Genomic DNA, 12,784 nt, shown 5'->3' with positions numbered 1-12,784 from the left:
TTTGCAAAATCGTTTTATTTTTATAGTAAAGAATAAAAGCTATGATACGGAAATTGAGGGAAGAGTTGATCAAATTGTCCACCGAAATAATTACGGCAAGGGAAGATACCGATCTTGCGGCACTTTATGATAGATCTAAAGAAATATATGAGAAATTGGCCGTATTGAAGTTTATCGATGAAAAACTGAGTGATGTTGAAGTCGATGTTTCCCAGAACGTCATAGCCTCAAGATTCGAGAAAATGGCAAACGCCGTTTTGAGCGGAAACACCTCTGTTCCCGAGAGCAATCCGCACCAAGAGGACATTATAACCACCCCATCCATGGAAACCATTAAGGATATTGTTTCCGAAATGCCTTCCAATGCGGATTTGGAACGTGTGTTCGCGGAGTTTGTGGCCAAGCCAAACTTTATGAAGAACGACAAGGAAAATCTGGCACCACAAGAGGATAGTCCAGTTTCTGCACCATCTGCAAAGTCCGTAAACGATAGGTTGGCAAAAGATTTTCAGGTAGGGCTCAACGATAAGCTGGCATTTGTAAAGCATCTGTTCAACAACAGTATGGAGGATTACACCCGGGTGCTATCCCAACTCACCACCATAGATTCACAGGAGCGATCGATAGCTTTTATCAACAATATGGTTAAGCCCGAGTACAATAATTGGAAAGGTAAGGAAGAGTACGAAGCCCGATTTGTGGCTCTTATCGAAAGACGGTTCGCTTAAATTGATTTTTTCAAGCTGAATTTAATCTCAAGGCCGTAACTTTGGGTATGGGAAAATTATATCTGGTTCCTACACCGATCGGAAATTTGGAAGATATGACCTTTCGTGCCATTAAAGTGCTTAAAGAGGTCGATGTGGTCTTGGCAGAAGATACCCGGACCAGCGGAAAACTCCTCAAGCATTTTGAAATCAACACCTCGTTGCAGAGCCATCATATGCACAACGAGCATAAACAGGTGGATGTGTTGGTACAAAAAATGAAAGAAGGGACAACTTACGCTCTCATATCCGATGCAGGCACCCCGGCTATTTCCGATCCAGGATTTTTATTGACCCGTGCTTGTGTGGAAAACGGTATTGCAGTAGAGTGTTTGCCCGGAGCAACTGCCTTTGTTCCTGCTTTAGTGAACAGTGGATTGCCCAATGACCGATTTGTTTTTGAGGGATTTTTGCCTGTAAAAAAAGGCCGTCAGACACGACTTTTGGAACTTGCCGAAGAAACCCGAACTATGGTTTTTTACGAATCGCCCCATAAGCTCCTTAAAACCTTGACCCATTTCGCCGAGTATTTTGGAGAAGACAGACCCATTTCCGTATCCCGGGAATTGACCAAATTATACGAAGAGACCGTTCGCGGAACGGTTACGGAGGTACTGGAGCACTTTAACAATAAGACGCCCAAAGGCGAATTTGTGATTGTGGTCGGCGGACGTAAGGATTAATCCTCATCAATAATAAATAATTCCTCCACGGGAAGATTGAACAATCTGCCCATTTTTAATGCCAAGGTAACCGAAGGATTGAATTTATCCTTTTCTATGGCATGGATGGTCTGTCGTGAAACGCCCAATTCTTTGGCCAGTTCGGCTTGGGTCATATCCAATCTTGCTCTTTCCACTTTTACCAAATTCTTCATGAATGCGCCTGTTTTTTAAAGTAGAATATGATCAAAAACAATATCATGAATAATGATAGAACCATGTCTAAACTAACTTCATAATAAACGTCGAAAAGATAAATGGCCAAGGCAATAATCAATAAGATAATTACGGTAGTCTGATAGGATTGTAATCTGATTAATCTTATAAAGTCATCTTCAACTTTTTCTTTGGACAACATGTAGATCAAAAGACCTATTACTGGCAGAACATTGACAAAATAAAAAAGTGTTGTTCCCAGTAAATCTTCAAAATAATGATGTGTTCCGTCTGGAGAACCATTGAATCCATCTAAAAATCCATCCCCTGCTACGAAAAACAGGGAGATAAAGAAAACAAAAAGGCCAAGTCGTTTGCCCCAGTTTGGTAGTATTTGAACATCCATTTGCTAGTATTTTTGTCTAAAAGTAAATAAAACTTTACATTTTTACAAATATTATAGCTTTATTGAGGTATTTCAATGGGCAAAGAAAAATCAGTACACATTGGCCGCCCTCAATCGGCTGAAAGTCTCGGGTTTCATGTTGAGGTAAGATGCCAGGTACTTTTGTGGAATTACCTTTAATTCTTCTGGGCATCTTTTCATAAAGGCAACATAGCGTTGCTCGGCCGTAAGGGTTAAAAGCTCCACCTCTCTGGACAATCGCCCAAAAAGCACGTCCTGGAAAAAAAGATGTCCCCATTTATAAAAAGAGAGGTGGTTTTTGAACATCTCATCATAGTCCTGTTTGCATAAAGCCAGTAATTTAGATGGTTTCAAAGCTTCCAAGAAAATTTTAGAGGGCTCTCCTCTTACAAAGGAATCAAATACTCCTGAAGGGCTTCCGGCGTAGGAAAATCCCAAAACCACTTTTTCGCCTTTTTCATTTAGCACATAGATTGCTTGTACACCCTCCAGAACAATATAAAAGTTACGCTCTATACTTTCCGCTTCCGTAATTATATCATACTGATCAAATGATTTCAGTGTCCAAAGGGATGTAAAATGTTGTTCTTCATCTTTCGATAAATCAAGATTTGAAAAGAAAGATTTCAAAATAAGGGATGCTTCGACCTCCATTGTTTAGAATCACTTGGTTTCCATAAAAATAGGAATAATACAGTTGGGGCAATTTCCCACTATAAATTACTGAGTCAAGACTTTCTGTTGATTTAAAATTTCATCAATTTGTACCATATGCCTCTCCAAATGGCACAACAGAAACTCAAAACTTTCTGGTAGATAGAACTTTACAATGGGTCCTATCCCTGAAGTGATTTTAATTTTGGATATATCTTTATTTCTACTTTTTAGGATTGAATGCTTCAGGTGACCATGAAGCTCAAAAAATTCACGAAAAATATCTTCCACTTTTTCCTTCCCCATATTTTTCCTGTCCAACAAGGGTTCAAATCGTTTCATGGTCTTCATTTTCCATTTTCTTCGGATTCCTTTGGGACGTAGCATTTCAATGATCATTTTTTGCCAAGGTCTGGCTCTAAAGGGCTTTTGCTCTTCATTTGAATCGGTCATATTGGAAATTGCTTCATCTAACTGATTTCGGTAAGGGCCGTAGGCAATATTTAAGTGTGCCAATACTTCAATAATGCTCCATGTATCCGGAACCGATACGTTTGTTAGCATATCTGTATCGAGTTCTTGTAGGGACACCACATTGTTGAGCACAATGTTCAATCGTTGAATTTGGTTTTCAGGTGTTAGGAATAACTTGGCCATACGCTTAAAAATTGTTGTTGATTTAAAACCACAAATTTTAAGGTAATCAAGCACATAAATGTTGATGCAGATCAAGAAATCATATACATATCAATATTTGCTGCCATCGTGCTTGCCCTTTTCCCAGCCTACTTCGCCTAAGTATTTTTCAGCACTTTCCACGGCGCCATTCTCAATATTGGTGCCCATGGAGTCGTTCCAACGGTTCAGGTACCCAAAGAGAGAGATTACACCCATCATTTCAACGATCTCGCCATCGTTCCAATATTTATGGAGTCTTTCTTTTATATCGGCGTTTACGGTGTTCGGAACCTGAGAAGCAGCTAGCGCAAAATCCAAAGCGGCTCTTTCCGCTTCCGAAAAAGCAGGATGGGTTCTATATTCCCAGATATTTTCAAGTTGGTCTTGCTCGGCGCCATAACGTTCCGCAGCGCGTATGGCGTGGGCTTGGCAGTATCTGCATCCGGTCGCGTTGCTGCTTACCCAGGCAATCATTCGTTTAAGGGCAGAGGTTACCTTTCCCTCGTTGGCCATAACCGCTTTGTTAAGGTTGATAAACGCCTTGGAAATAGCGGGCCTGTGCTGCATGGTTAAAACGGAATTCGGGCAAAACCCAAGTGTTTCGTTAAAGAACTCCGCCAGTTGTTTGGTTTCCAAGTCATGATCGGGAGATAGAGGATTTACTAAGGCCATCGATGAGATTTTAAGTTGTATTTTTGATTTCTACAAGAAACAAAAATTTATATTCATGACAAATCACATTACCACCAAATGGCTTGGTGAAATGGCTTTTGAAAGCAATAACCCATCCGGGGAGACCATAAAAATAGATGCAGGACCGGAAAGCGGTGGATCTGGAGAAGGATTGCGCCCCAAGGCATTGATGCTATCTTCTCTGGCAGGTTGTTCGGGCCTGGACGTGGCATCCCTCATCAAAAAAATGAAACTGGATGTAAAGGAGTTCAAGATAGAGACCATTGCAAACCTTACCGATGAGCATCCAAAATATTACGATTCCGTTGTAATAGAGTATCATTTTACCGGCTCTGACCTTAACGAGGAAAAGCTGAAAAAAGCGGTAGACCTATCAGTGGAAAAATACTGTGGTGTAATGGAAATGTTCAGGAAGTTTGCAAAATTGGACATCAAAATTTTATATCACAATAGCTAAAATGTAGAAAAGGACGATAACCCCTGGTTCCTTTTTGGCGAAATGGGATTTTTACCAAAATCCTACATGTTTTTACTTGTAAAATATAAATCAAATGTGGCTAAAAAAGAATGGGTTATATGTACTGCTAGCGGTTTCCGTGATTCTTGCAATGTTGGGGGTTACGACCGAAAACTTTGTTTTTAAGTCCGGTACGGCAGGTATGGGGGCTGTTATTATCCTCATCATGGGTATTGTGGACAAATCTAGGATTAAAGAAGCTTGGTGGATAATCGGAGCTTTTTTATTTTCCATAATCGGGGATTGGTTTTTATCCCATATGAACGGTGATAGCACCATGTTCGTAAAGGGAATCGCCCTGTTTTTTTTGGCCCACTTGGGGTATTTGCTCTACGCATTGCGGAACGGTCGTATAAGAGGAATGTTTACTGCGATTGTTTTGACTATCTATTTGGCATTTTTCTTTTTAGTGCTCTATCCCACTTTTACAGATGTTACGTTGATGATTGCATCTTTGGTGTATTTGCTCATTTCTTGTTTTTCTTTGGGCGCGGCCATGGGGATAAAAGGAGACCTGGCCGCTAAAAGAAGCTTTATTTTTGGAATTGTACTGATTATTTTTTCGGATACTATAATTGCATTCAAAGAATTCGTGGGTTATCATTCGTTCGATTTTCTGATTACACCTACCTACTACCTGGCCCACATTTTTATTACATTTTCACTCGTTAAAAGATTTAAAAGCAACGTCCCAACATCAAACTAATACCTAATATGCGCTGGACCGTAAAACCAAAACCAGAACAAAAAAGCATTGATGATCTTTCCGAAGCATTGGGAGTTGATGATTTAATTGCCCAATTGTTGATCCAACGAGGAGTGACCAATTATGAGGAGGCCAAAAGCTTTTTCCGACCAGAGTTAACCCATTTGCACGACCCTTTTTTAATGAAGGGAATGCAAAAGGCAGTGGAGCGCATTGAGCAAGCTTTTGCCAATGGTGAAAACATTTTGGTCTATGGGGATTACGATGTGGACGGAACCACTTCGGTAGCCCTGATGAGCTCTTATTTGCAAGAAACCCACCCTAATGTCGCGACTTATATTCCCGATCGCTATGCTGAAGGCTACGGAATTTCGTTTAAAGGGATCGATTTTGCCGCCGACAATGATATTGGCCTTATGATTGCCCTGGATTGCGGCATCAAGGCCATTGAGCAGATTGCTTATGCCAAGGACAAAGGTATTGACGTGATCGTTTGTGATCATCACCGACCGGGGAAAGATTTACCGGAAGCAGTGGCGATTTTGGATCCAAAACAAGAGGATTGTGCATATCCTTACAAGGAGCTTTGCGGATGCGGCGTTGGCTTTAAATTGATTCAGGCTCTGGCCGATCAGCAAGGAAAGACCATCGACGACATTTTGCTTTACCTGGATTTAGTGGCCACCGCCATTGCCGCGGACATAGTTCCGATTACGGGAGAAAACCGGGTTCTGGCCTATTACGGGTTAATGGTCATCAACGAAAACCCGAGAACCGGGATCAAAGCATTGATCGATCAGACCAAAAAGCGCGAACTTACCATTACGGATGTAGTGTTCATCTTGGCACCTCGGATCAATGCCGCAGGACGGATGAAGCATGGCCAACACGCTGTAGAGTTGTTAACCGAAACCAATTTTTTGCAAGCACAACGTTTTGCATCGGAAATTGAATCGTTCAATACCGAAAGACGGAGTTTGGACCAAGAGATCACACAAGAGGCCTTGGTGCAAATACAAGAAAATCGAGAAGAGGACAAGTTCACTTCTGTGGTCTATAACGAAAATTGGCATAAGGGAGTCATAGGAATTGTGGCGTCTAGATTAACAGAAACCTATTATCGGCCCACTTTGGTGTTTACCAAAAGTGGGGACAAATTGGCTGCTTCGGCACGTTCGGTCAAGGGGTTTGATATTTACAATGCCCTTGAAGGCTGTTCAGATTGCTTGGAGCAGTTTGGCGGACATATGTATGCAGCAGGACTTACCCTATTGGAAGAACAGTACGAACTCTTCAAAAAGCAGTTTGAAAAAGTAGTTTCTGAATCAATTGACCCAAAATTGTTGCAGCCCGAAATTTCTATCGACGCAAAAATTTCAATGCATCAAATCACACCAAAACTAATGCGGATCTTAAAGCAATTCGCCCCATTTGGACCGGGTAACATGGCACCTGTTTTTATGGCAGAAGGTTTAAAGGATACCGGCCATGCCCGAGGGGTGGGACAGGGCGAAAAGCACTTGAAATGCAGTCTCTATCAGCCCGGTTCCAATCCCATTGGCGCAATTGGGTTTAATTTGGGCAATAAATTGACACGAGTTAAAAGCATAAAACCATTTGATGCCGTATTTTCGTTGGATGAAAATGAATGGAACGGAACGGTGAGCCTTCAGTTAAAACTAAGAGATATTCGCTAGCAATTTATGGACCCCTACGCAGCACTTCGTTATAAGGAATTCAACATATTTTTATTGGTACGTTTTGCCATGGTCTTTGCATGGTCCATGCAGTTTATTGTGATAGAATGGCAAGTGTATTCCTTGACCAAGGACCCACTTTCACTAGGCATTATCGGGTTGATGGAAGTGATTCCTGCGGTGAGTATGGCCCTGTTTGCCGGACATATTGTAGATCAGCGGGAAAAGCGAAACCTTTTGGTGACTTGCATTGCTGGATTCTCGGTAATCAGTCTTGGGCTGTTCTTGTTGAGCTGGCCCGGGCTTGAAGATTCTTGGGAATCTAAAACCATACTGTACTCGATTTATGCCTTGGTTTTTTTGGGCGGGTTTGTGCGTTCGTTTTTGGGCCCTACAATTTTCTCTTTGATCGCTTTGATCGTTCCCAAAAAAATATACCCCAATGCCGCAACATGGAGCAGTTCCACATGGCAGTTGGCATCTGTTTTGGGTCCGGCCTTGGCCGGGTTCTCGATCAGTTGGATCGGGGTACATTGGAGCATGTGCCTTATTTTTGGGTTTTCGGTACTTGCACTTATTTTCTTGTTCCAAATACCGAGAAAACCAATCTTAAATCCAAAAATCGGTGAGCCGGTATTTCAAAGTTTACGAGATGGACTCAAGTTTGTTTTTGGGAACAAGGCCATTTTTGGAGCCCTGACCTTAGACATGGTCGCTGTTTTATTCGGTGGCGCTGTTGCACTGTTGCCAGTATATGCTCAGGATATTTTACATGTGGGTTCCGAAGGCTTTGGGATTTTACGTGCAGCCCCAGCGGTAGGGGCTTCCATAACCATGCTTGGCTCAACACGGTTTCCATTGCATAAAAAAGCAGGTAAAAAATTATTGATGGCCGTTTTTGCTTTTGGTATTTGTATTATCGTATTTGGACTGTCGGAATTGTTTTGGCTATCCGTAATAGCCTTGTTTTTGAGTGGTGCGGTGGATGGTGTTTCCATGATCATACGGCAGACTATTTTACAATTGAAAACGCCGGACAATATGCGAGGAAGGGTCGCATCTGTGAATTCTATGTTCGTTGGGTCGTCCAACGAGTTGGGGGCATTTGAAAGTGGATTGGCGGCCAAATTATTGGGAACGGTTACAGCAGTGGTTTTCGGTGGGTGCATGACGCTTTTGACCGCTGGAACAACCGCGATTGTTTCACCGACCTTTCGCCGACTGGATCTTCAAAAAGACATTGATGAACATGAAAAGGAGGATTAACCCTGCAGTTTCTCCAAAGTCAATTTTTCACCATCAAAAACGGCATAGGTATAATAGGAAATCCAATCCCCAAGATTGGTGTAGGTGGATTTTTCGTTGAGTTTGATTTCCATGGGCAGGTGTCGATGACCAAAAATAAAATGGTCATAGTGTTGTTGCTCCAGTTTGCGCTTGGCATATAAAATCAGCCATTCTTTGTCCTCACCCAAAAATGTAGCATCCGCATCTCCAGAAATAACCTTGTTGTTCACGGAAAGATGTTGCCCTAAGCGAACACCCAAATCAGGGTGCAACCATTTAAAAAGCCATTTGGCCAAGGGATTGGTGAACACTTTCTTCATTCGTTTGAAACCTTTATCGTGAGGACCCAATCCATCCCCATGTCCGATAAAAAAGGAAGCGTCGTTGATAAGGAACTGCTGTGGTTTGTGGTAAACGGGAATATTGAGTTCTTCCTCAAAATAGCCGTTCATCCATAGATCATGGTTGCCCACAAAATAGGTAATTTGGATGCCCATGTCCGATAGCTCGGCCAGTTTTCCCAAGGTGCGGGTAAAGCCTTTGGGAACCACAGTTTTGTACTCGAACCAAAAATCAAAAAGGTCGCCCATTAAAAAAATGGCAGCGGCATCATCTTTTATGGAATCCAGCCAAGCTACAAATTTTTTTTCACGGGGGAGACTATCCTTTCGAGTGGGTGCTCCGAGATGGTTATCGCTCGCGAAATAGACTTTTTTGCCTTTAGGCAGGGCAATGTTCTTCATTTATTTTTTGTAACGTCGGTTGCTTCGTATTCTGTTGACCACATATACCACAATCACAAAGAGCGCGAGTATGGGGAAAACTAAATCATTCATATTCTAAATTTTATAATTCTTCTCTCGTTTTAAACCGTCATGCTGAACTTGATTCAGCATCTCACAACTTTATCTTTTTAATGAGACCCTGAAACTAGTTCAGGGTGACGCATATTTTTATAATTAGAGAGCACACAACTACTTTTTAAACTTTTCCAATGCTTTTTTAGTATCGGGCGATAGTGCCAATCTTCCGGAGGCTTCGGCACGCACCAACAATAAGTCGTCCCAATGCTCGGTTCCTTGCCAAAGCACTTTTTTCATTTCAGCAAGGGCTTCGGGATTATAGCTCGCCAACTTTTGCAGGTGAATGTCCAGTTCTTTGTCCATTTCGGAAATGGAACCGTATACCTTGGCATAAAGTCCCTGTTCTTTGGCCCAATAGGCATTTTTCCATTCTGTGGGATACAAAGTGAGTTCTGCCAAAGCCGCCTTTCCCATTTTACGTTCCACCGCAGGGGCAATTACGAACGGACCTATTCCTATGGAAATCTCGGATAGTTTGATTGCCGCTGCTTCGGTAGCATGCACATAATCGCAGGCCGAGGCCAATCCGACTCCGCCACCAACAGTTTTCCCTTGCACCCGGCCGATAATGGGTTTGGGACATTTGCGCATGGCATTGATCACATGGGCAAATCCGCTGAAGAACTGTTTTCCTTCTTCTAAATTGGAAACTGCCACCAGTTCATCAAAAGAAGCGCCGGCGCAAAAGGCCCGTTCCCCTTCTGATTTTAAGACAATAACGGAAACTTCATTATTTTCCCCTAGTGCAACTAACTCCTTGGCCAGTCGTGCCAAAAGCTCCGAAACAAAAGAATTGCTTGCCGGATGGCCAAATTCGACCGTAGCGATCCTGTTTTCTATTCGAGTATATAAACTTCCGTTGGTTCTATCAGTTGTCATTCAATTTAGTTATCAGATGTCTTTGGATACTAAATTAAGGGTTTTGAACCAAGGGCCGGAACTTTCTTCTAAATTTCCAGACCAGTGAGAATCCGCGAATCATCATCCAAACAATAAAAGCGATCCAAATGGCGTAAAAACCAAGACCTAAATACATGCCCAGGTAAAGACAGGGGATAAACCCCAAAAAGGTGGCGGCAAGGAGTACATTTCTCAGGTATTTCATTTCGCCCATACCCTTAAAAATCCCATCAAAAATAAAGGCCAAGGTGTTCATGGGAAGTCCTAAGATTACAATATAAAAAATGCTGTAAAAGGTGTTGAGCACGATTTCCTCGTTCGAAAAAAGTTGACCAATGGGTCGATAAAAAATAAATCCGAAGCACATAAGGGCCAGACTTACGATCATTCCGTACTTGAATATTGTTTTGGCCAAATTCCAAAGGCCATCATAATCTTCGGCTCCCAAAAGTTTACCGCCCATACTGTTGCCTGCTGCGGCATAACCATCAATAAAAAATGCGGCGAACAACCATAGGTTAACAGCAATGGTATGTGCCCCGATAAAGCAATCTCCTAAAGTAGTGGCTTCTCGAACGGCCAACATCAACGCAGCATTTAGGGCCAAGGTTCTTACAAAAAGGTTAAGGCTCATAAAAATGAGTCGTTTGATCTCTTTGTTCAGCGGGAGGGTCAACTTTAGGCTGATATCCGTTTTCTTCATTAAAAAGAATAGTGCCAAAAGCGCCATAATGGCCTGTGCAATCAAACTGGCCCATGCGGCACCTTCCAAATATAGTGCAGGGATAAAACCTTCAATACCATAAACAAACACAAAATCGAGTACAATATTAAGTCCTGCCCCAAGCATGGCGATGACCATTGGGTAGAAGGTGTTTTGCAAACCCCGGAAGATACCAAAAATGGCAAAGGTGAACAGGGTAAGCGGAAATCCCCAAACCCGAATGGAATAATAGGAGACACAATACTCCAATATTTTTCCCGATGCATTGAAGAGCGAAAAAATCTCTTCAATTACAAAAATAGTGGTGATCAACACAATGATGCTTAAACAGATGTTGAGAAAAATGGCTTGTGCGGGCATATTTTTTACCTCGTCCAATCTTCCTGCTCCCAAATATTGTGATATAATGGCGGAAATGGAACTTCGGGTCTGGCCCAAAACCCAAATCAGCATCGACAAAAAGGAGCCCACTATACCGGCCGCAGCCAAAGATTCAAGTCCGTCTACCGGAATATTGCCAACAATAGCGGTATCGGTAATGGACAGTATAGGTTCTGCAATGCCCGATATGGTAGCGGGAACCGCCAATTGGTTAATGCTCCTAAAATTTACCTCTTTGCTCAAATCGGGTGCAAGTTACAGCACTAATTCATAACAATGAAAGGGATGTTCGCTTTGTTTTGGAAAGAAGATGTCGCCTAGTTTTTGATATCCCCGTTGTTCGTAAAATCTTTGGTTTCTTTTGTTCTGGGAAAAGGTGTCCAACCGCACCGATACAAATCCATTTTTCTTGGAATGGCTTTCAGCAAAGTCCATTAGCCCTTGGGCCAACCCTTTTCCTTGATGATCCGGATGGACTGATAAACGATGGATATACGAGCTGTTGCCATTAGGTGTAAGCCACTGTATGGGTATGTACTCGTCGTCCATTAAAGTTGATATGACGATAGTGCCCAAAATAATGTGGTTTTCTTCAATCACGTAGAGTTCGTTGCGCTGAATGTCTTTTAAAAAGGCTTGTTTGGAGGGGTAATGTTCGTTCCATTGAAAAATTCCATTTTGTTGCATTTTTACGGCACAGGCCTTGGTAATCGACAAGATGTCGGTGATTTCGGAAATCTTTGCTCGTCTTATCATTGATTCGTTTCAATTTAATTGTAAATTTAAGGTTTAATCATAATCACCAAACCATGAACAATATACTTGTACCTATTGGAACTTCTCCAAATGCTTCTCAAACCTTACAATATGCGGTTGATTTTGCTTCCGAATTCGGGGCTATGATCTATGTTATGGATGTTTTTTCCGTGACTACTGCCGTAGGGAGTTTGGCGAATGTGGAAGAAAAAGTAGCAAAAAGTAGCAAGGAACAGTTAAAAGGAGTTATAGATCAAGTAGACACCAAAGGTGTTGAGATAAAAATAGCGACCTATAATGGCGATATTATCGATGGTTTGAAGAGCATTAACAAAGAACTTGGCATTGACTTGATCATTATTGCCCCGAGAAGTAATGATATTAAAGAAGAACTTTATTTGGGCAACACATCTGGAAGAATTATCAAACAGACCGAGATCCCGACCTTGATCGTTCCAAAGGGAACAACTTTTAAACCTGTCAAAAAGATTTTAACGGCCTTTGGGTCCGGTATTTTGAAGCGTAGTAGTATTTTGAACCCTTTGATCATTATCAAAAACAAGTTTAGATCGGAAATAAGCTTATTGTTGGTAAAGAGACCAGGTTATACCGAGGATGACTTAAAAGTTAACACTGCCTTGATGGATTTGAGCTCCCAATTGACCATTACCGAGAACGGTACAACGTATTTAGGGGTAACGGAATATTTCCAAAAGGAACAACCGGATATGCTATGCGTGTTCCGAAGAAAGCGTGGGTTCTTTAAAAAACTATGGGAAAAGAATACCATACAAAAATCGGAGTTCTTTGTTAAGATACCGGTATTGGTGCTCAGTGTTAAAAAAGATTAGGGAAG

Annotated in this window: 16 protein-coding genes; 7 read left to right on the top strand and 9 right to left on the bottom strand. The window is 41.9% G+C overall.

Annotation, left to right across the window (positions count from 1 at the left end):
- The first annotated feature begins 41 nt into the window (after nucleotides 1–41).
- Both MJO53_RS06545 and rsmI read left to right on the top strand, forming a co-directional pair.
- Complete coding sequence (locus MJO53_RS06545) at nucleotides 42–728, top strand: hypothetical protein (RefSeq protein ID WP_252080939.1); 687 nt, start codon at nucleotides 42–44, stop codon at nucleotides 726–728.
- Between the two features lie 47 nt (nucleotides 729–775).
- Complete coding sequence (gene rsmI / locus MJO53_RS06540) at nucleotides 776–1,450, top strand: 16S rRNA (cytidine(1402)-2'-O)-methyltransferase (protein ID WP_252080937.1); 675 nt, start codon at nucleotides 776–778, stop codon at nucleotides 1,448–1,450.
- On the opposite strand, the gene MJO53_RS06535 is transcribed toward rsmI, so the two are convergent.
- From MJO53_RS06535 to MJO53_RS06515, 5 genes are all read right to left on the bottom strand, one after another.
- Nucleotides 1,447–1,644 (bottom strand): helix-turn-helix transcriptional regulator, encoded by a 198-nt coding sequence (locus MJO53_RS06535; RefSeq protein WP_207030963.1) that lies wholly within the window; start codon nucleotides 1,642–1,644, stop codon nucleotides 1,447–1,449. The two genes, rsmI and MJO53_RS06535, sit on opposite strands and share 4 nt — an antisense overlap.
- Nucleotides 1,641–2,051 carry a hypothetical protein gene (locus tag MJO53_RS06530; RefSeq protein WP_252080935.1) on the bottom strand — a complete coding sequence of 137 codons (411 nt, stop codon included), beginning with the start codon at nucleotides 2,049–2,051 and terminating at the stop codon, nucleotides 1,641–1,643. The genes MJO53_RS06535 and MJO53_RS06530 overlap by 4 nt, the downstream gene beginning before the upstream one ends.
- 90 nt (nucleotides 2,052–2,141) lie before the next feature.
- Nucleotides 2,142–2,726, bottom strand: a complete 585-nt coding sequence (locus MJO53_RS06525; RefSeq protein WP_252080933.1) for a Crp/Fnr family transcriptional regulator — start codon at nucleotides 2,724–2,726, stop codon at nucleotides 2,142–2,144.
- A 66-nt stretch (nucleotides 2,727–2,792) separates the two neighbouring features.
- Nucleotides 2,793–3,383, bottom strand: a complete 591-nt coding sequence (locus MJO53_RS06520; protein WP_252080931.1) for a DinB family protein — start codon at nucleotides 3,381–3,383, stop codon at nucleotides 2,793–2,795.
- 90 nt (nucleotides 3,384–3,473) lie between these two features.
- Nucleotides 3,474–4,076, bottom strand: a complete 603-nt coding sequence (locus MJO53_RS06515; protein ID WP_224836053.1) for a carboxymuconolactone decarboxylase family protein — start codon at nucleotides 4,074–4,076, stop codon at nucleotides 3,474–3,476.
- Between the two features lie 55 nt (nucleotides 4,077–4,131).
- Between MJO53_RS06515 and MJO53_RS06510 the strand changes: the two genes are divergently transcribed.
- The 4 genes from MJO53_RS06510 (at nucleotide 4,132) to MJO53_RS06495 (ending at nucleotide 8,283) form a co-directional block, all read left to right on the top strand.
- Nucleotides 4,132–4,554, top strand: coding sequence for an OsmC family protein (locus MJO53_RS06510; RefSeq protein WP_224836054.1), 423 nt, complete (start codon nucleotides 4,132–4,134; stop codon nucleotides 4,552–4,554).
- A gap of 94 nt (nucleotides 4,555–4,648) precedes the next feature.
- Nucleotides 4,649–5,320 carry a lysoplasmalogenase gene (locus MJO53_RS06505; protein ID WP_252080928.1) on the top strand — a complete coding sequence of 224 codons (672 nt, stop codon included), beginning with the start codon at nucleotides 4,649–4,651 and terminating at the stop codon, nucleotides 5,318–5,320.
- An 8-nt stretch (nucleotides 5,321–5,328) separates the two neighbouring features.
- Nucleotides 5,329–7,017 carry a single-stranded-DNA-specific exonuclease RecJ gene (gene recJ / locus MJO53_RS06500; RefSeq protein WP_252080927.1) on the top strand — a complete coding sequence of 563 codons (1,689 nt, stop codon included), beginning with the start codon at nucleotides 5,329–5,331 and terminating at the stop codon, nucleotides 7,015–7,017.
- 6 nt (nucleotides 7,018–7,023) lie between these two features.
- On the top strand, nucleotides 7,024–8,283 hold the full coding sequence (locus MJO53_RS06495) for an MFS transporter (protein WP_252080925.1): 1,260 nt from the start codon (nucleotides 7,024–7,026) through the stop codon (nucleotides 8,281–8,283).
- On the opposite strand, the gene MJO53_RS06490 is transcribed toward MJO53_RS06495, so the two are convergent.
- The 4 genes from MJO53_RS06490 to MJO53_RS06475 form a co-directional block, all read right to left on the bottom strand.
- On the bottom strand, nucleotides 8,280–9,047 hold the full coding sequence (locus MJO53_RS06490) for a UDP-2,3-diacylglucosamine diphosphatase (RefSeq protein WP_252080923.1): 768 nt from the start codon (nucleotides 9,045–9,047) through the stop codon (nucleotides 8,280–8,282). The two genes, MJO53_RS06495 and MJO53_RS06490, sit on opposite strands and share 4 nt — an antisense overlap.
- Nucleotides 9,048–9,278: 231 nt before the next feature.
- Nucleotides 9,279–10,046: an enoyl-CoA hydratase/isomerase family protein gene (locus MJO53_RS06485; protein WP_252080922.1), complete on the bottom strand. Its 768-nt coding sequence runs from the start codon at nucleotides 10,044–10,046 to the stop codon at nucleotides 9,279–9,281.
- A gap of 34 nt (nucleotides 10,047–10,080) precedes the next feature.
- Nucleotides 10,081–11,415, bottom strand: coding sequence for an MATE family efflux transporter (locus tag MJO53_RS06480; RefSeq protein ID WP_252080921.1), 1,335 nt, complete (start codon nucleotides 11,413–11,415; stop codon nucleotides 10,081–10,083).
- A 12-nt stretch (nucleotides 11,416–11,427) separates the two neighbouring features.
- The gene (locus tag MJO53_RS06475) at nucleotides 11,428–11,928 is read right to left on the bottom strand and encodes a GNAT family N-acetyltransferase (protein ID WP_252080920.1); all 501 of its coding nucleotides are present in this window, start codon (nucleotides 11,926–11,928) and stop codon (nucleotides 11,428–11,430) included.
- Between the two features lie 53 nt (nucleotides 11,929–11,981).
- Here MJO53_RS06475 and MJO53_RS06470 point away from each other — a divergent pair, with 53 nt between their 5' ends.
- Entirely contained in the window at nucleotides 11,982–12,779 is a 798-nt protein-coding gene (locus tag MJO53_RS06470; protein ID WP_224836062.1) for a universal stress protein, read from the top strand.
- Nucleotides 12,780–12,784: the final 5 nt, after the last annotated feature.

The organism is Flagellimonas marinaquae (assembly GCF_023716465.1).
In the GTDB taxonomy this organism is placed as follows: Bacteria; Bacteroidota; Bacteroidia; order Flavobacteriales; family Flavobacteriaceae; genus Flagellimonas; species Flagellimonas alginolytica.
Note: the sequence above shows the minus strand (reverse complement) of the source record. Positions and strands in the feature narration are given on the sequence as shown.

What these genes read in the sequence shown, in the direction of transcription:
- MJO53_RS06545 (WP_252080939.1), top strand. Translation starts at nt 42, where the DNA reads ATGATACGGAAATTGAGGGAAGAGTTGATCAAATTGTCCACCGAAATA.
- rsmI (WP_252080937.1), top strand. Translation starts at nt 776, where the DNA reads ATGGGAAAATTATATCTGGTTCCTACACCGATCGGAAATTTGGAAGAT.
- MJO53_RS06535 (WP_207030963.1), bottom strand. Translation starts at nt 1,644, where the DNA reads ATGAAGAATTTGGTAAAAGTGGAAAGAGCAAGATTGGATATGACCCAA.
- MJO53_RS06530 (WP_252080935.1), bottom strand. Translation starts at nt 2,051, where the DNA reads ATGGATGTTCAAATACTACCAAACTGGGGCAAACGACTTGGCCTTTTT.
- MJO53_RS06525 (WP_252080933.1), bottom strand. Translation starts at nt 2,726, where the DNA reads ATGGAGGTCGAAGCATCCCTTATTTTGAAATCTTTCTTTTCAAATCTT.
- MJO53_RS06520 (WP_252080931.1), bottom strand. Translation starts at nt 3,383, where the DNA reads ATGGCCAAGTTATTCCTAACACCTGAAAACCAAATTCAACGATTGAAC.
- MJO53_RS06515 (WP_224836053.1), bottom strand. Translation starts at nt 4,076, where the DNA reads ATGGCCTTAGTAAATCCTCTATCTCCCGATCATGACTTGGAAACCAAA.
- MJO53_RS06510 (WP_224836054.1), top strand. Translation starts at nt 4,132, where the DNA reads ATGACAAATCACATTACCACCAAATGGCTTGGTGAAATGGCTTTTGAA.
- MJO53_RS06505 (WP_252080928.1), top strand. Translation starts at nt 4,649, where the DNA reads ATGTGGCTAAAAAAGAATGGGTTATATGTACTGCTAGCGGTTTCCGTG.
- recJ (WP_252080927.1), top strand. Translation starts at nt 5,329, where the DNA reads ATGCGCTGGACCGTAAAACCAAAACCAGAACAAAAAAGCATTGATGAT.
- MJO53_RS06495 (WP_252080925.1), top strand. Translation starts at nt 7,024, where the DNA reads ATGGACCCCTACGCAGCACTTCGTTATAAGGAATTCAACATATTTTTA.
- MJO53_RS06490 (WP_252080923.1), bottom strand. Translation starts at nt 9,047, where the DNA reads ATGAAGAACATTGCCCTGCCTAAAGGCAAAAAAGTCTATTTCGCGAGC.
- MJO53_RS06485 (WP_252080922.1), bottom strand. Translation starts at nt 10,046, where the DNA reads ATGACAACTGATAGAACCAACGGAAGTTTATATACTCGAATAGAAAAC.
- MJO53_RS06475 (WP_252080920.1), bottom strand. Translation starts at nt 11,928, where the DNA reads ATGATAAGACGAGCAAAGATTTCCGAAATCACCGACATCTTGTCGATT.
- MJO53_RS06470 (WP_224836062.1), top strand. Translation starts at nt 11,982, where the DNA reads ATGAACAATATACTTGTACCTATTGGAACTTCTCCAAATGCTTCTCAA.